We start from the raw sequence: 16,383 nt of genomic DNA, 5'->3' as shown, positions 1-16,383 counted from the left end.
ACCCCCGGACCTTCCGTTCCCCTATCATGCGCCCACGATCGACAGGCGTTTGCAGGGGAAACGGGATGTCGGAAGCAAAAGGTGGCTCGCTGCTCGGCGACCGGCGTTATGCCGCCGAGATGGACGCGCTGCAGCGATTCGGCCGGATGGAAAAAGACGCCCAGCTTGGCGATGCGCAGGCGCAATTTCGTGTGGCCAACGCTTACGTTGAGGGAACGGCGCATGTGACGCCGGACGCGAAGCGCGCGGCGCACTGGTTCCGGCGTGCCGCCGAGCAGGGGCACCAGGAGAGCCAGTGCCGGCTTGCCGCGCATTACGCCGACGGCCTGGGGGTATCGCGTGATCCGTTCGAAGCGGCCGGCTGGTACCGCCGCGCGGCCGAGGCCGGTTTCGCCGACGCCCAGTGCGCGCTGGGGTCCCTGTATGCGCGCGGGCAGGGTGTGAACGTCGACCGGGCGGAATCCCTCCGCTGGTGGGGGCTTGCCGCCGACCAGGGCCATGTCCAGGCCTGTGTGAATCTTGGCGTGTCCCATTACTTTGGCCGCGGCGTACCGCGCGACGCCGAACTCGCCTTTACGTACTACAGCAAGGCGGTCGAACGCGGCCAGCCCGGCGCGGTCGGCTACGCGGATGCGCTGTGCAGCGTCGCCCACATGCTCCGCGACGGCATCGGCGTGGCGCGCGACCCGGTCATGGGTGCACGCCAGTACCGCCGTGCGGCCGAACTGGGCAGCGCCAATGCGCAGTTCGAGCTCGGCAAGATCTACCTCGAGACCAGCGATCTGGACAGCGATCGTGAACAGGCGCGTCTGTGGCTGGGTAAGGCGGCGGAGCAGGGCGACGGTGAGGCAAAGCGTCTGCTCGATGAGCTGATCGCCTCCGACGATCGCCGTACGAGCGCGCAGGACACGGGCGGCGCGCGCCTGGCGTCCGCAGGTTCCCACGATGCGGCGTCGCAGTTCCTGCTCGGCCAGCGACTGGCGGCGGGCGACGGTGTGGCACGCAACGATACGGAAGCGGTGCGCTGGCTGACGCTCGCGGCGGAGCGCGGTCACACGAGCGCGCAGTTCGCGTTGGCCCGCATGGTCGAGGGAGGGCGCGGCGTCGAGCGCAATCCGGACGAGATGGTACGGTTGTACCGGTCGGCGGCGAACGCGGGCCACGCGGATGCCCAGTTCGAGCTCGGGGTACTTCACGAGCACGGCGACGGCGTGCCCGCCAACCTGGCCATCGCCCGGGCGTGGTATCGCAAGGCGGCGGCCCGCGGTCACCTCAAGGCGCTGCGTAAACTGGAAAAACGGCAGTGGTGGCAGTTCTGGTGACCGGCGTCGGGTGAGAGGCCTGGGCGTCTATTTTTCGCGTCCATGACTTCCGGCGCTTCTCCCCGCACCGACACGCGCCCACCATCGGCGGACCGAATCCAGGGTCTCCCCCGCATGCGCACTCCCCTCGTCAGCGCGATCGCCTTCGCGCTCGCCGGTCTCTCCGCCGTCGTCGCGGCCGCCCCAGCCGCCGACACCAGTCATCTCGCCACCACCCAGCTGCCCCGCAGCGTGCGCCCGTCGCACTACGATGTGGCTGTGGTGCCGCATGCCGACAAGCTCGCCTTCGACGGCAAGGTCGCCATCACGGTCGACGTGCTCGAGCCCACCACGTCGATCACGCTCAACGCGGTGGACATGGCGTTCGCCAACGTCACCCTGGCGCCGGTCAAGGGCAAGGTGACGTTCGCCGCGCCGAAGGTCGCCGTCAATGCCGATGCGCAGACCGCGACCTTTACCTTCGATCACGCCGTACCGGCCGGCAGCTATACGCTGTCGATGGATTACACGGGAAAGATCGGTACGCAGCCCAACGGTCTCTTCGCGATCGATTACGACACCCGGACGTCGGGCAAGAAGCGCGCGCTCTACACGCAGTTCGAAAACTCCGATGCCCGTCGCTTCATTCCTTCGTGGGATGAGCCGGCGTACAAGGCCACCTTCACGCTCACGGCCACGGTGCCGTCGGTCGACATGGCGGTCAACAACATGCCGGTCGCCACGAGCAAAGACGTCGGCAACGGCCTGAAGACGGTGACCTTCGCGCAGACGCCGAAAATGTCGACGTACCTGCTGTTCTTCGGAGTGGGCGAGTTCGATCGCGCCACCACGATGAGCGACGGTGTCGAGATCGGTGTGATCACGCAGAAAGGCCTGACCTCGCAGGCGCAGTTCACGCTCGACTCGGCCAAGGCCGTTCTGCACGAATACAACGGGTATTTCGGCGTGCCGTATCCGCTGCCGAAGCTCGACAATATCGCGTCGCCCGGCCAGAGCCAGTTCTTCGGGGCGATGGAGAACTGGGGTGCGATCTACACGTTCGAATACGCGCTGCTGCTCGACCCGTCGATCTCCACGCAGGCCGACAAGGAAGAAGTGTTCAACACCGCCGCTCACGAGATGGCTCACCAGTGGTTCGGCGATCTCGTCACGATGAACTGGTGGGACGACCTGTGGCTCAACGAAGGCTTCGCGTCGTGGATGGCGTCGCGTACCACGGAGCGTCTGCACCCGGAGTGGCACACGAGCCTCGACGCCATTTCGATCCGCGAACAGGCGATGGGTCGCGATGCGATCGCCACCACGCATCCGGTCGTGCAGAAGATCGACACGGTCGAACAGGCCAGCCAGGCCTTCGATTCGATCACGTATTCCAAGGGCGAATCCGTGATTCGCATGCTCGAAGCCTATGTCGGTGCCGACACGTGGCAGAAGGGCGTGCAGTCCTATATCAAGGCACATGCGTACCAGAACACGGTGTCGGATGACCTCTGGAAAGAGATCGACGCCGCGGCCGGCAAGCCGGTCAGCACGATCGCGCATGACTTCACGCTGCAGCCGGGTATTCCGCTCGTGCGTGTCGAGTCCGTATCGTGCGCCGCGGGTTCGACCACGCTCAAACTCTCGCAGGGCGAGTTCACCCGTGACCGGCCCGACAAGAAGCCGCTGCTCTGGCATGTGCCTGTGATCGCGAAGACCGTCGGCGGCGCACCGTCCACGACCTTGCTCGAGAACGGCTCGGGCTCCGTCACGGTCGCCGGCTGCGGTCCGGTGCTGGTCAATGCGGGTCAGACCGCTTACTTCCGTACCTTGTATGCACCGGCGCAGTTCACGGCCCTGAAGGACGCGTTTACGAAGCTGGATCCCATCGACCAGCTGGGCATCACCTCCGATGTGTGGGCGCTCGGCATGGCTGGCCTCCAGCCGGCGTCCGACGTGCTCGACCTGATCAAGGCGACGCCGCTGGATGCCTCGCCCTTCCTCTGGGACGACATCGCCACCGACTTCACCTCGCTGGACAGCTACTTCAAGAACAACGCCAGGGGCCGCGCCGCCCTGCGCAAGTTCGCCAGCGCGCGGCTCTCGCCCAAGCTGGCCCAGGTGGGCTGGGAGGCGAAGGCCGGTGAAGAGGCGCCCGTCGCCAACCTCCGCGCTCACCTGATCGGCAGCCTGGGCAACCTGGGCGATGCGAAGGTGATCGCCGAGGCGCGCCGTCGCTACGAGACGAACGAGATCCCGCCCGAGTTGCGTAAGACCATCCTTGCCGTGGTCGCGACCAACGCGGACGCCGCGACGTGGGACAAGCTGCACGAACAGGCGAAGGCGGAGAAATCCCCCCTGGTCAAAGATCGCCTGTACGGCCTGCTGGCCGACCCCGTCGACGACGCGCTGGCGCAGCGCGCGCTCGACCTCGCCCTCACCGGCGAAGCCGGTCAGACCAACAGCGCGGCACTCATCTCCGGCGTCTCGCGTCGGCATCCGGAACTCGCGTTCGACTTCGCCGTGGCACACAAGGATGCCGTGGACAAGTTCGTCGATTCCACGTCGGCGACGCGTTTCTACCCGATGCTGACCGCTGGCTCGTCCGACCTCGCTTTGGCCGACAGGATCAAGGCGTTCGCGGACAAGAGCATCGCCGCCAGCTCGCGCCGCGACACCGACACGGCGATCGCCAGTGTTCGTTACCGCAATCAGGTCCTGACGCAGCGCATCCCTGCCGTGGAAGCGTGGCTCAAGAAAAACGGTTGATCCTCAGCTGAGGGGCGGACCCGCCGGTCGCGAGACCGGCGGGTTTTTTTGTGTTTCGTATCCGACACGTTTTCGGTTGCTTCAGCCTGCTCTGGTAGAAGGCGACCCTGTTGGCAAAAGAGCGCAACACAAGTCGCACCGGCGGTGCCAGCCTCCTGGACAAGCCTACCGACCGTTTTTAGTCAAGCTCGCATGTGTCGAGATTTAGCCTGACACGCATCGTCCATGTAATCCGAACGCGCGCGCGAATGTGAGCCACGCCCAAAATCCGAAAGAAACTCGAATTTTTCAGAATCCTTCCATATCCCCCGGAGGCACGCCGCCTCTACCGTGCGCCCTCGCCATCACGTCGGGGAAGTCATGTCGCGTCTGGCTTCAATCATCTACCCGGATGGTCGAATGGTTACCTATGCTCGCGATAAGGCGGGAAACGTCACCGGCGTGGACACGCGCGGTATCGATTCGGTCCAGCAATCGGTCGCCAGCACTGTGCGCCACGATTCGCTTGGGAGGCTAACCGCATGGACAGCCGGGTCGCGCACGCTTACTCGCACGTATAACGGACTCGGCGCAGTGACTCTGGCTCGCGATTCGAAGCCCGGCGGGATTGATGTGGCAGTCGACTACACGAATGGCGACGTTGACCAGGTCACCGTGGGGAACGCAGTGGTGTACATCGAGATGGACGACGCATTACGTCTCTCGTCCGCCGGTGGGGCCTTTCTTACCCCCGAGCATCCAGAGGGCGTCATGCACCAGTACGTCTACGAAAAGACGGGGAATCGTACTAAGTGGTGGACCATTCCGTTCACGAATCGCAGCTTTGTATACGCGCCCGATAGTCACCGACTCATCACCGGGAACAAGATTGCGCGTAGCTACGACGCTGTCGGAAATACCACAAAGATCGGTGATCGACAGTTTATCTATGACGCATCCGGGCGAATGAGCCAGGCGCTTGTCAATGGCGTACCGGAAATGAACTATGCCTATAACCCGTTCGGTCAACAGGTCGGTCGTTATGTGGCGGGCGAGATGACTGTGTCACTTCATGACGAAGCAGGGCATTGGATAGGAGATTACGACGGTTCCGGTCGCGCCATTCGGCAGATCGTATGGCTGGATAATCTTCCGGTCGCCGTGCTCGATGGAGGTGCGATTCGGGATATCCAGACCGATCACCTGGGAACGCCTCGGGTCGTGATCGACCGCGCGACGGACAAGGCTGTCTGGACCTGGTCCATTCTTGGTGAGGCCTTCGGGAGCGATGCGCCCAATGAGGATCCTGATAAAGACGGCGCGAAGTACGTTTTCGATATGCGCTTTCCCGGTCAGCGCTATGACGCCGTAACGGGTCTCTTCCAGAATGGTTGGCGCGACTACGATCCTACGAGCGGTCGTTACGTGCAGAGTGATCCGATCGGATTGGGCGGCGGAATTTTGACGTATGGGTATGTAGCTAACAACCCGTTTGGCGCAACAGACATCAATGGGCTCGATATTGCAGTCGCAATTGATCGGGACGCTGTACCCACGTTTTTCGGGAGCGCGGGTCACTCTGCCACTCTCGTTGGTACGGACGCTAAGGGATGGACTTATTATTCTAAGGATGGCGTCGACGGCGCCGGGGTATCCCTGAATGTTCGCCAAGACTACCCGACCATGGCTGATTTCTTGACGACCAATGGCTCCCGATATCGAGAGGGATTTGTTATCTCGGCTAACGCTATTCAGGACTTTGATGCGAAGAGGTGGGCAGATCGCCACATCGGTGACGCATACAGCGGAGCATGGAATAACTGCGCCGACTTCGTGCGTGGAACGTTGCATGCGGGCGGCCTGGACGTATCGAGTCCTTGGCTCGGTATCGATACGCCGAACGGAATTCGGGATCGTATCGATTTCAAAGATGGCGAGGTCTTGTCTAGGCCTCTGAATCCTGCGTGGTATCCCGGCCGCTATTCGAATCCCAAGCTTCTGACCAAATAGTCGAACATCTGATGTGCACATTTGGCGGGGAGCTGTGCGATAAGTCGTCCCTGTCGAGAGATTGAGTACAAGTCGTTTATGGTGAAAAGATTGATCTATTTAAGGGCGGCTTCGTTCTTCGCTTTGTTGTGCTTACTTCATGTAACCATCCAGATCTATGTGCTGAGTGTGCAGATGAGCTGCCTATCATGTTTTCATGGTCGATCAAGTTGGTTCGATGTGGTTCGACTCGTGGCAGGGTTTCCGATTGTTAATGTCGCCGGCGTCCTGAATGTTCCACTCGAGACCATCGCAATCAGGTACGGCGAGCTCTTGGTCTTGATTAACGGCTCCCTATTTAGCTTCATTGCTTATGCCATTTCCTTCGGGACTGCCAAGTTTTTCAGGTCGAAGCGGACGGGGAAATTCCCTTCATCGATTTTGATCGCCTTGGCTGCCTTGGCGTGCCTGTGTGCGCTTTCGGGGCTGATAAAGTCTTCGGGGTCATTAGGTAACGTAGCTGCGATAGCTGTCGTCACCTTCGGGACCGCGTTACTGATCTTCTTCGCAGGGATATGGGGCTTCTTTCGGGCGAAACGGCTCTGGTACCGACGCAGAAATGGACCACCCACACTTTTGTAGAGTAATTAGTCCCACAATCTAGCGTAACCAAGATCGCTGACAGATACGGCGGGCTCCGGAACACTGTGCGGATTTTTTGCGCGGAACGGCTCACGCAGGCGGCGTAGATGTGTCTGTCGCCTTCCCTGCATGCATTACCAGCTTCGTCACGGCTGCGTGTGCTAGTGGTTTCTCGACATTGAGAAAGAAGAAGTCAGCGAGACTGTTTCCTGGCATAAGGGAACAGGATTTGGCTTCTGCACTTGTGATCGCGGCTGTGACGATAGGCCCTGCGGATTCGATCCGAATGCCGAGAGCGTGCTATTGCGGCTTAATGGGCTTCACAAGCAGCGAGCGGCCGCTAGCAAACGCAGGGAAATCAGGCCGCGCAGGCGGCCATCAACGCATCCCGAAAACACGGCGCATCCACCAGCCGTGCCGCCAGCGTTCCCTTGAACGCATCCCCGGTGCCACAGGTCGGCACGCGGTAAAGATCCGCCTGATCGCCATAACGATCGCTGCCGTGCGACACCAGGCAGCTCTTGTCCAGCGACACCACCACGGTGCCCGCGCAAAGGCGCCGGGCGAGGGCGTTGATCGTCGTGTCGTCCATGCCGGTCACCGCACTCGCGGTGATGTCGATCGACAGGAACCGTCCGCAGCACCGCGCGAATTCATGCAGGCTCAGCAGAAGGATATCGGTGCTGGCGAACTCGCGTACCGACAGACCCGGCGGCAGCGGGCCCGGATCGAGAATACGGATGAGCCGGTGCTCGCCCGCGAGGTCCAGCGTCGCGGCAATGGTGTCGATATTGGCTTCGGTCGAAGCCAGGAGGATCTTCGCGCCTTCGAACAGATCCTTCTGCGCCGCGACGAAGGCCATCGACAGATGGTCATTGGCGCCCGACGACAGCGCGGACAAGGTCTGGCCTTTCGCATCGACAATGAGCGCCGTACGCCCGGTGCGCACACCGGTCGTCGACTGCCAGCGCGCATCGACCAGCGGCGGAAGCCCTGAGGGATCGATGACGTCGTCACCAATGGCGGCGATCAGTCCCGTCGACACACCGGCCTGCGAAGCGGCGACCGCCTGGTGAAAGGCCTTACCGCCCGGCCTGCGCTCGAAGCTGTCGGCATAGGCAGGCTCGCCAGCGCGGGGAAGGGCTGGCGTCTGCCAGCGCTCTTCCTCGCTGTAACCGCCGACAACGAGCAAGCGTACCGACGACACGCCTCAGAATCGCTCGAGCACGCCGGCGATGGTCGCCGTCATGAACGTGGCGATGGAACCACCCAGCACGGCGCGCAGGCCGAGACGCGCGAGGTCGCCGCGACGGTTCGGGGCGAGGCCACCGATGCCGCCGATCTGGATGGCGATGGACGAGAAGTTCGCGAAACCGCAGAGCGCGTACGTCGCGATGAGGCGGCTCTCCGGCAGCAGGTCCGGCAGGTGCTTCGCCAGATCCGCATAGGCCACGAATTCGTTGATGACCACCTTCTGACCGATGAAGCTGCCGACCAGCGTCGCGTCCTGCCAGGGCACGCCGATCAGCCAGGCGACTGGGGAGAGCACCCAGCCGAAGATGGTCTCGAGGCTGAGCTTGATCTCGTGGCCGCTGTGAACGGTGAGCCAGGCGTTGAGGCTGTGGTCGCCGCCGACCGTACCGAGCCACTGCACCGGGCCGTTGACCAGGGCGATCAGGGCGATGAAGGCGAGCAGCATGGCGCCGACGTTCATGGCCAGCTTGAGGCCGTCGCCCGCGCCGGTGGCCGCCGCGTCGATGACGTTCGCGGTGGTTTTCTCGACGTCGATCTTGACCGTGCCGCGGGTGAGCGGCTCCTGGGTCTCGGGGACCAGGATCTTGGCCAGCACCATGGTGGCCGGGGCGGCCATTACGCTGGCGGTCAGCAGATGCTTCGCATAGAACATGCGCTGCGCCGGATCGTCGCCGCCGAGCATCGCCACGTAGGCGGCCATGACGGAGCCGGCGATGTGCGCCATGCCGCCGATCATGACGGTCATCAGCTCCGCCTGGGTCATCCGCTCGATGTACGGCTTGATGGTCAGCGGGGCTTCGGTCTGGCCGATGAAGACGCTGGCGCAGACGCTGGTGGTCTCGGCGCCGGACACGCGCATCACCTTGGTGATCACCCAGGCCATGCCCTTGACGATCTGCTGCATCACGCCGATGTGGTACAGGATGCCGGTGAGGGCGGCAAAGAAGACGATGGTGGGCAGCACCTTGACGGCGAAGATCACGCCGAACTTCGAGCTGTCCAGCAGGCTGCCGAAGATGAAGCGCGAGCCGACGTCGACGTAATCCAGCAGATGCACGAAGCCCGTGGCGATCGCGTCGAACACGTCGCGACCCAGCGGCACCTTGAGCACGATGGCGGCGAAGGCGATCTGCAGGGCGACGCCGGTGGCGACCAGCTTCCAGTCGACCACACGCTTGTTATTCGAAAAGCAGAAAGCGATGCCGATGAGCACCGCCAACCCGAACAGGCCAAACAAAACGTGGCCGAACAGACCCAGCATCGCGACTTACCCCTATGAAGGCCGGGGGTAGCCCCGTGACCGCTTGTAAAAACGCGAGGTTACGGGAGGTGGTCTCGTGGGGCAAGGTACAGTGCGAAATTGGGGTGAAGACGGGTAATCTCGGAGGCATGAATCTGTTTCTCACCATCGCGATCGTGCAGATCGTCGCCCTGATCACGCCGGGGCCCGATTTTTTCTTCGTCTCCCAGCTCGCCGCCAGTCGTTCGCGGCGTGAGGCCTTTGCCGGTGTGATCGGCATCGCCCTCGGGGTGGGGGTATGGGCCGCTCTGGCCTTGCTCGGCCTGCAGCTGCTCCTGCACCGGCTGGCGTGGCTGGAACGGGGAATCGCCATTCTCGGCGGCGCTTATCTGTGCTGGATGGGTCTGCAGATGCTGCGCGCGTCGTGGAAGGCGGCCCCCGACGCCGCCGTGCCCGTGGTCGATGTCCGCGGCTCCAGCCCCGGGCGGGCCCTGATGCGCGGCCTGGCGACCAATCTGGCCAACCCCAAGGCGGCCGTGTACTTCGCGTCGATCTTCTCCGCCTTCGTGGGCGATGGCATGAGTGGCGCGGCGCGGTGGGGCCTATGGGCGATGGTGACGGCCGAGACCGTGCTGTGGTTCGGGCTGGTGGCGGCGATCTTCGCGATGCCAGCCATGCGCCGGGCCTACGTGCGGGCCGGCCGCTGGATCGACGGCGGTGCGGGCGCGATCTTCACCGCCTTCGGCCTGCACCTGGTCTGGGCGGGCGTCAGGCGCTGACGACTCAGGACGGACGTTCCAGGTTTTTGGTCACCTGAGCCAGGCTTTCGGCCAGGACTGCCAGATCCGGATGACCGACGCCCTCCAGCGCCGTGCGGGCGAGGTCGGCGATCAGGGCACGAACCCGCTCCGCCATGCGCTTGCCCGCCACGGTCAGCACGATGTTGACCAGCCGACGGTCGGCCTCGTTGCGGTCGCGCCGCAGCAGGCCGCGCTCGATGCAGGCGTCCACGGCATGGGTGACGGTACTGGCGTTGACCCCGCAGGCGCCCGCCAGTTCGGTGGAGATCATGCTGCCGCGCGTGGCCATCAACAGCAGCATGTCGCTCTGTAATGCCGTGATGCCGAACTCGCGCTGGGCGCGCCGGCCCACGGCGTCGCGAAGGCGGGAGCCGGCCAGCATCAGGTGCCGCCCCAGATCCACGGCGGTGGGCGTGTCGTTGCGGCCGCTCATGGGCGGATGGATCGCACGGTCATGATGAAGTGTCCTGCCTTCTGCCCGGCGCAAGGATACTCATGGAATGACGCCATGGATTGACTGAAACCGCATGTGTTTGTCGATTCCGTCCGGCGGCGGCGCGGAGTCAGTCGACGTTCCGGCGCCACGCGCCCGGTGGCATGCCTACCGTCCGGGTGAACACCCGGGTGAAGTGGCTCTGCTCGGCGAAGCCACAGGCCAGAGCGATGTCGGCCAGCGACATGGCGGTCGCCCGGAGCAACTCCCGCGCGCGGTCGATCCGGCGGTCCAGCAGCCAGCGATGGGGCGGCTTGCCCAGGCTCCGGCGGAAGGCGCGCGAAAAATGATTGACCGAAAGCCCGCAGGCGTCGGCGACGGCGGACACCGGGAACGACTGGTCGAGGCGTTCTTCCATGAAGGCGGTGGCGCGTCGTTCCTGCCAGCCGGCCAGGCCGCCGCGCGGGGCGCCGGCTTCGGCTCGCGGGCCGGCGCAGGGCAGAATGGCGCGCAACGCCAGCGCGACATGCGCCAGCAGAGGAGCGTTCGGCGCCTCGGCACGGAGCCCGTCGAACAGTACCTGCGCGAGCGTGCTCACCGCGGGCGGGTGACCGTGGGGTATCGCTCCATCGGTCTGGCGGCGGAACAGGATCGCTCCACCGCTCTCGGTATCGGCGGGGCGGGCGGGGCGGTAGATGAGCAGCAGATCGTCATCCTGCCCGTCGACGGCGTCGATATGGATCTCGGTCAGCTGGTCGCGGTTGCGCAGATCGTCGACGCGTCCGTGTGCCGCCGACGCGCCACGATGTTCGAGGGCAGCCGAACGGCGCACCGGATCCACGATGATCGTGGCGGTACGTGGACGACAGCTGGCGGTGACAGATTCGGCGCGATACATGGCCGATCCCCTTCAATATCGGATGGCCACCCAAGGATTGCGCACGCAAGGACCGCCTCCCTACCCCCATTAGAGGTAGCCCTTCATTTTTCATAAGCGCGCCGGTGATTTTCAGACGCCGTCGACTTCCTTGCGCTTGAGGATGTAGCCCAGTCCGCCCTCGCGGAACCACCGGTAACCGTATGGCTCGAGCAGGATGCGATGGCGGCCGTTCGGGTCCTGCTCGCTGTGATCGTCCGACAGCAGGTTGGTCAGGCGATCGTCCAGCGGGAACACCGCTTCGCACGGCGCGTCCGACAGGTTGTGCAGGAACATCACGCTGTTGCCCCGCCATGTGTAACGGATCATCAGGATCGCGTCGTCATCCAGCGGCATGACCTCGAAGTCACCCCACGACACCTCCAGCACCTCCTTGCGCATGCGGATGACGCGTTCCATCCAGTTGAGCAGGGAGCCGGGGTCACGGCGCTGCTCGGCGACATTGACGTGCGGGTAGCCGAAGGGCCCGTCGCTGATGACCTTGCCGACGGCACGCTTCGCGTCGGTAAACCCGGCAAACCGTTCCGTCGACCATTGCATCGGCGTGCGCGCGCACTCGCGCTCGGGCAACGAAAGATCGTCGCCCATGCCGATCTCGTCGCCGTAGCGGATGACCGGCGTGCCGGGCAGCGTGAGCATCAGCGAGTAAGCGAGCTCAAGCCGGCGACGGTCGTTGCGCAACATCGGCGCCAGGCGCCGGCGGATGCCGCGGTCGTAAAGCTGCATGTCCTTGTCGGGACCGAACTCGGCGAAGACCCGCGCCTGCTGCGCCTTCGTCAACCGGCCCAGATCGAGCTCGTCGTGATTGCGCAGAAACAGCGCCCACTGCGCGGTCGACGGCCGCGGTTTGGTTTTTTCCAGCGCCTTGACCAGGGGGCGCACATCCGCCGCCGCCAGCGCGTAAAACAGATTCTGGTTGACCTGGAAGTTGAACATCATCTGCAGACGGTCGCCGTCGTCGCCGAAATACTCCAGGTCGTCCTTGGGCAGCACGTTGGCTTCGGCAAGGATGATGGCGTCGCCCTGCCGCCACTGCAGCAGTTCGCGGAAGGAACGCAGCATGTCGAACTGCTCCTTCGGCTTCTTGACGTCGGCGCCTTTGGTGGCGATGACGAAGGGCACCGCGTCCATCCGGAAGCCCGACACACCCAGCTGCGTCCAGAAGCCCATGATCTTGAGGATCTCGGCCTGCACATACGGATTGGCGGTGTTGAGGTCGGGCTGGAAATCGTAGAAGCGGTGGAAGTACCACGCCTTCGCGCGCTTGTCATAGGTCCAGGTGCTCTTCTGCACACCCGGGAAGACCATGCCCTCATCCGCGGTGGCCGGCTTCGTCTTCGACCAGACATACCAGTCGCGGTACTTCGACGAGGGATCGCGGCAGGCCTCGCGAAACCACGGGTGTTTGTCCGAGGTGTGGTTGACCACGAGATCGATCAGCACGCGCATGCCGCGTTGCCGCGCCGCATGGGTGAATTCGACGAAGTCGCCCAGCGTGCCGTAGCGCGGATCCACGTTGTAATAGTCGGCGATGTCGTAACCGCCGTCGCGCAACGGCGAGGTCTGGAAGGGCATCAGCCAGACGGCGGTGACGCCCAGCCCCTGCAGGTAATCCAGGCGCCGGCTCAGACCCTGAAAGTCGCCGATGCCGTCGCCGTTGGAGTCCTGGAAACTGCCCACGGACAGGCAGTAGATCACAGCGTTTTTGTACCAGAGGTCGTTGATCATGACGGCACTCGCGGCTTCAGGTTCGCGAGAGCGTACGAGGGGACGTGTGAAGGCGTTTCCTACACAACGGATTGGCGAGGCTCAGCCATCGCCGACAGCCCGCCTGCTGGCGATGCTCCCGCCTCCGGTGGGAGTCCACCCTGTTGGCGAGCTCCGAGGAAACCGCATGCCCGATCGTTCATGGTGGCGCAACGGCGTCATCTACCAGGTCTACCCCCGCTCGTTCGCCGATGCCAACGGCGACGGCATCGGCGATCTCGACGGTCTGCGCGGCAAACTCCCTTATCTTGCCGACCTCGGTATCGATGCCCTCTGGATCTCGCCGATGTACCCCTCGCCCATGGCCGATTTTGGCTATGACGTGAGCGATTACCGCGGCGTGGATCCGCTGTTCGGCGATATCGAACGGATGGATGCGGTCATCGCCGACGCCCATGCGCTGGGCCTGAAGATCATCCTCGACTTCGTGCCCAATCACAGTTCGGACGAGCATCCCTGGTTCCGCGAAAGCCGGCGCTCGCGCGACAGCGCGTTCCGTGACTGGTATCTCTGGCGCGACCCCGCGCCCGATGGCGGTCCACCGAACAACTGGCTGTCGAACTTCGGTGGCAGTGCGTGGACCTTCGATGAAGGCACGGGCCAGTACTACCTGCATCTGTTCCTCGACAAGCAGCCCGATCTCAACTGGCGACACCCCGCGCTGCGCGAGGCCATGTTCGAGTCGATGCGGTTCTGGCTGCGGCGTGGTGTCGACGGCTTCCGGGTCGACGTGCTTTACCACGTGATGAAGGATGCCGAATTCCGCGACAATCCGCTCAATCCGGCCTACCGCGACGGTATCGATTCCGAAGCCAACCGTTTTCTGCCGACCCATATCGCGGACCTGCCCGAGACGATGGACGTGGTCGCGGCGATGCGCGCCGTTGTCGATGAGTTTCCCGACCGCGTACTGATCGGCGAGTTGTACCTTCCGCTGGAACGTATCGTCGCCTACTACGGCGACCGGTTGCAGGGCGCGAATCTGCCCTTCAATTTTCTGCTGATCGGCGCCGCGTGGGACGCGCGCACCATCGGATCGCTGGTGGAGCGCTACGAAGCGGCGCTGCCTCCCGGTGGCTGGCCGAACTGGGTGCTAGGCAACCACGACAAACCGCGGATCGCTTCGCGCGTCGGCGACGCGCAGGCGCGTGTCGCGGCGATGCTCCTTCTGACGCTGCGCGGCACGCCGACGCTCTATTACGGCGACGAGATCGGCATGCGTGACGTTGCCATTCCGCGCGCCGAAGTCCGTGATCCGTTCGAGATCAATGAGCCGGACAAGGGGCTTGGCCGGGACCCGCAGCGAACCCCGATGCGCTGGACGCCGGCACCCGGGGCCGGATTTACCGACGGCACGCCATGGCTTCGACTGGGCGACGACGTCGCAAGCCGCAATGTGGAAACCGAGGCGGCCGATCCCTCGTCGATCTGGTCGCTGTATCGATCGCTGCTGTGGATGCGACGCGCCTCACGCGCACTGAGTATCGGCAGTGTCCGCATTCTCGGTGTCAGCGATCAGGTTCTTGCTTATGAGCGAGTCGATGGCGACGAGCGCATCGTGGTGTGCCTGAACTTCACGGAGGTCCCAGCCGTTCTTCCGGTCGGCGAGCCCGTCGGCCGCGCCGTGCTGTCGACCCATGGCGATATCCGGCAAGGTCCGTTGCGTCCCTCGGAGGGGCGTATCTACCTCTCGTGACCGAAGGGACGCCGCCGCCCGTACGGGCAGCGCGCGTCACATCACCCAGCGAAGGATCGCCGCGACGATGCCTATCAGAGCGGCGACCACGACCACATGTCGCAGGTACGCGCCGCCCGACACGCCGCCGTCGTAACTGGCGTCGTCGAATTCATGCGATGCGTCGTGCGGGTGTCGCACGAAGGGGAGGCGGAAGCGTCGTTTTCGGGCCATGCGGCATCTTAGCCGTTACCGACCCGTGAGGTGTTCTTCAGCTCCTCGAGAATCTCCGGGCCGCGCACGTCGATATGGTCGAGATTATTGACGTAGAAGCGGACGAACGGTTTTTCGGCATCCTTCGGCATCCAGGGCTTCGCCCAGACGAAGACCACGCAATAGCCATCGGCTTCGGCGATCAGCTTGTCGAGGCGCGCCCGGAGCAGCTTGCGCACGGGATAGGCGTCGATGTCCTTCGCGGTGAGCGTGATGGTCGGGCGCAGTTCCTGGTCGTCGTGCCGGAAGGGGCGCGAGAAGCGGAGGTAGTACCCGCCTCCCCGGGTGGCCCGCAGCGATGCCGTGCCCCACCAGACCGCACGGGTTCCGGTCAGATCGGCGGCTTTCTGGCGAAAGACGTTGCGGAACAGCGCTTCGTAGGTGGTGGTCTCTCCACCGATCTCCACTTCGGCCTCGGCGAGGTCTTTGTCGCGACGGTGCTCGAGGAATTTCTGGACGAGCGAGGAGAGGCGATAGTAGTGGCTGGGGCGGGGGGTGACGCCGGGGCGTGGGCCACGGGGCGTCGCGCCCGCTGCCGCGGGATCGCCGGCGGGGCTGGCGCCCGCCGGAGCATCGCTGGCGGCGCTGGCTCCTGCACGGGTCGCGGCGCTTTCCGCGTATGGGGCGGTGACGGCAGGGAGGCGGCGGAAATGATCGGCGGGGCGTTCGGCCTCGAAGATGTCGGGGCGTTTTTCTTTTTTCGTCTCGTTCGCCGGGTGGGCGACTTCGCAGGTCGCCGCGTGATCTTCGATGCGACGTGAGCGGAAATAGGGGCGAATGCGCAGGTTCTGTTCGGCTTTGTCGAGGCAGGCGCAGATCAGCTGGGCGGTGCAGGCGTGGCCCACGCAGAAAAAGGTGGGCGCGTCGCCGAGCAGGTCGGCCCAGTAGAGCTCGTAGGCGCGCTCGGCGGTCAGTGGCTCGTGGCGGCTGGGGGTGGTCGCTTCTTCGATCGACACGGTCGTGGTCCGGCGTCCCTGGTTGGGCCCACTTTACCGCGAGGTGGTTCCGCCAGCCTCCTAAAACGCCCCGAACCCGTGCGGTACTTCAAAGCCGAGATCCCGCCGCACACCTCGCAGAAACGCGAGCACCTCCTCATACCTTCCGGAAGCGACCAATGCTTCGGCGGTCTCCCGACCCAGCACACCGATCGGATCCTCGCGATACCACGCGATGCGGGCATCTTCGTCGGGCTCGAGCCGGGCCGCTTCACGCAGCACCTGCCACGCGTGGGACTTGCGCGCGGGGCCCGGCGCGGAGCGGATATCGACAATGCGTGCGTACGACATGCGACTAACCTCGATGCGTTGGCGGGACGTCGCCGATA

Annotated in this window: 13 protein-coding genes; 5 read left to right on the top strand and 8 right to left on the bottom strand. The window is 64.2% G+C overall.

The window, feature by feature from the left end:
* Positions 1–65 precede the first annotated feature (65 nt).
* The 3 genes from BLT40_RS14615 (at position 66) to BLT40_RS14605 (ending at position 6,059) form a co-directional block, all read left to right on the top strand.
* Positions 66–1,322, top strand: coding sequence for a tetratricopeptide repeat protein (locus BLT40_RS14615; RefSeq protein ID WP_176809188.1), 1,257 nt, complete (start codon positions 66–68; stop codon positions 1,320–1,322).
* A 114-nt stretch (positions 1,323–1,436) separates the two neighbouring features.
* Positions 1,437–4,070: a M1 family metallopeptidase gene (locus tag BLT40_RS14610; RefSeq protein ID WP_090354380.1), complete on the top strand. Its 2,634-nt coding sequence runs from the start codon at positions 1,437–1,439 to the stop codon at positions 4,068–4,070.
* 360 nt (positions 4,071–4,430) lie between these two features.
* Positions 4,431–6,059: an RHS repeat-associated core domain-containing protein gene (locus BLT40_RS14605; protein ID WP_090354377.1), complete on the top strand. Its 1,629-nt coding sequence runs from the start codon at positions 4,431–4,433 to the stop codon at positions 6,057–6,059.
* A gap of 979 nt (positions 6,060–7,038) precedes the next feature.
* Here BLT40_RS14605 and BLT40_RS14595 read toward each other — a convergent pair.
* Both BLT40_RS14595 and BLT40_RS14590 read right to left on the bottom strand, forming a co-directional pair.
* Positions 7,039–7,887 carry a PfkB family carbohydrate kinase gene (locus BLT40_RS14595; RefSeq protein WP_090354370.1) on the bottom strand — a complete coding sequence of 283 codons (849 nt, stop codon included), beginning with the start codon at positions 7,885–7,887 and terminating at the stop codon, positions 7,039–7,041.
* A gap of 3 nt (positions 7,888–7,890) precedes the next feature.
* Positions 7,891–9,195 carry a NupC/NupG family nucleoside CNT transporter gene (locus tag BLT40_RS14590; protein WP_090354367.1) on the bottom strand — a complete coding sequence of 435 codons (1,305 nt, stop codon included), beginning with the start codon at positions 9,193–9,195 and terminating at the stop codon, positions 7,891–7,893.
* A gap of 128 nt (positions 9,196–9,323) precedes the next feature.
* Here BLT40_RS14590 and BLT40_RS14585 point away from each other — a divergent pair, with 128 nt between their 5' ends.
* Complete coding sequence (locus BLT40_RS14585) at positions 9,324–9,953, top strand: LysE family transporter (RefSeq protein WP_090354364.1); 630 nt, start codon at positions 9,324–9,326, stop codon at positions 9,951–9,953.
* A gap of 4 nt (positions 9,954–9,957) precedes the next feature.
* Here the strand turns inward: BLT40_RS14585 and BLT40_RS14580 are convergent, their stop codons facing one another.
* The 3 genes from BLT40_RS14580 to BLT40_RS14570 all read right to left on the bottom strand — a co-directional run bounded on the left by BLT40_RS14580 (position 9,958) and on the right by BLT40_RS14570 (position 13,072).
* Positions 9,958–10,407, bottom strand: a complete 450-nt coding sequence (locus BLT40_RS14580; RefSeq protein ID WP_079521755.1) for a MarR family winged helix-turn-helix transcriptional regulator — start codon at positions 10,405–10,407, stop codon at positions 9,958–9,960.
* Between the two features lie 130 nt (positions 10,408–10,537).
* A complete protein-coding gene (locus tag BLT40_RS14575) occupies positions 10,538–11,305 on the bottom strand; it encodes a helix-turn-helix transcriptional regulator (protein WP_090354361.1) in 768 nt (255 codons plus the stop codon).
* 111 nt (positions 11,306–11,416) lie between these two features.
* Positions 11,417–13,072 carry an alpha-amylase family protein gene (locus tag BLT40_RS14570; protein ID WP_090354358.1) on the bottom strand — a complete coding sequence of 552 codons (1,656 nt, stop codon included), beginning with the start codon at positions 13,070–13,072 and terminating at the stop codon, positions 11,417–11,419.
* A gap of 166 nt (positions 13,073–13,238) precedes the next feature.
* Here BLT40_RS14570 and BLT40_RS14565 point away from each other — a divergent pair, with 166 nt between their 5' ends.
* Positions 13,239–14,807: an alpha-amylase family glycosyl hydrolase gene (locus BLT40_RS14565; RefSeq protein WP_090354355.1), complete on the top strand. Its 1,569-nt coding sequence runs from the start codon at positions 13,239–13,241 to the stop codon at positions 14,805–14,807.
* Between the two features lie 36 nt (positions 14,808–14,843).
* Here the strand turns inward: BLT40_RS14565 and BLT40_RS20330 are convergent, their stop codons facing one another.
* The 3 genes from BLT40_RS20330 to BLT40_RS14555 are packed head-to-tail and all read right to left on the bottom strand — an operon-like array spanning position 14,844 to position 16,345.
* Positions 14,844–15,020, bottom strand: a complete 177-nt coding sequence (locus tag BLT40_RS20330; RefSeq protein ID WP_176809187.1) for a hypothetical protein — start codon at positions 15,018–15,020, stop codon at positions 14,844–14,846.
* An 8-nt stretch (positions 15,021–15,028) separates the two neighbouring features.
* Entirely contained in the window at positions 15,029–16,015 is a 987-nt protein-coding gene (locus tag BLT40_RS14560) for a hypothetical protein (protein ID WP_090354351.1), read from the bottom strand.
* 60 nt (positions 16,016–16,075) lie between these two features.
* On the bottom strand, positions 16,076–16,345 hold the full coding sequence (locus tag BLT40_RS14555; protein ID WP_090354348.1) for a hypothetical protein: 270 nt from the start codon (positions 16,343–16,345) through the stop codon (positions 16,076–16,078).
* Between the last annotated feature and the right edge of the window lie 38 nt (positions 16,346–16,383).

It is taken from the genome of Dyella sp. 333MFSha (genome assembly GCF_900102405.1).
Classification (GTDB): domain Bacteria; phylum Pseudomonadota; class Gammaproteobacteria; order Xanthomonadales; family Rhodanobacteraceae; genus Luteibacter; species Luteibacter mycovicinus.
This window is presented reverse-complemented; position numbering and strand designations above follow the sequence as displayed.

Bases quoted from the DNA above. Each gene is read 5' to 3' on its own strand.
- BLT40_RS14555 (WP_090354348.1), bottom strand. From the start codon at position 16,345: ATGTCGTACGCACGCATTGTCGATATCCGCTCCGCGCCGGGCCCCGCG.
- BLT40_RS14575 (WP_090354361.1), bottom strand. From the start codon at position 11,305: ATGTATCGCGCCGAATCTGTCACCGCCAGCTGTCGTCCACGTACCGCC.
- BLT40_RS14565 (WP_090354355.1), top strand. From the start codon at position 13,239: ATGCCCGATCGTTCATGGTGGCGCAACGGCGTCATCTACCAGGTCTAC.
- BLT40_RS20330 (WP_176809187.1), bottom strand. From the start codon at position 15,020: ATGGCCCGAAAACGACGCTTCCGCCTCCCCTTCGTGCGACACCCGCAC.
- BLT40_RS14610 (WP_090354380.1), top strand. From the start codon at position 1,437: ATGCGCACTCCCCTCGTCAGCGCGATCGCCTTCGCGCTCGCCGGTCTC.
- BLT40_RS14615 (WP_176809188.1), top strand. From the start codon at position 66: ATGTCGGAAGCAAAAGGTGGCTCGCTGCTCGGCGACCGGCGTTATGCC.
- BLT40_RS14605 (WP_090354377.1), top strand. From the start codon at position 4,431: ATGTCGCGTCTGGCTTCAATCATCTACCCGGATGGTCGAATGGTTACC.
- BLT40_RS14570 (WP_090354358.1), bottom strand. From the start codon at position 13,072: ATGATCAACGACCTCTGGTACAAAAACGCTGTGATCTACTGCCTGTCC.
- BLT40_RS14590 (WP_090354367.1), bottom strand. From the start codon at position 9,195: ATGCTGGGTCTGTTCGGCCACGTTTTGTTTGGCCTGTTCGGGTTGGCG.
- BLT40_RS14585 (WP_090354364.1), top strand. From the start codon at position 9,324: ATGAATCTGTTTCTCACCATCGCGATCGTGCAGATCGTCGCCCTGATC.
- BLT40_RS14580 (WP_079521755.1), bottom strand. From the start codon at position 10,407: ATGAGCGGCCGCAACGACACGCCCACCGCCGTGGATCTGGGGCGGCAC.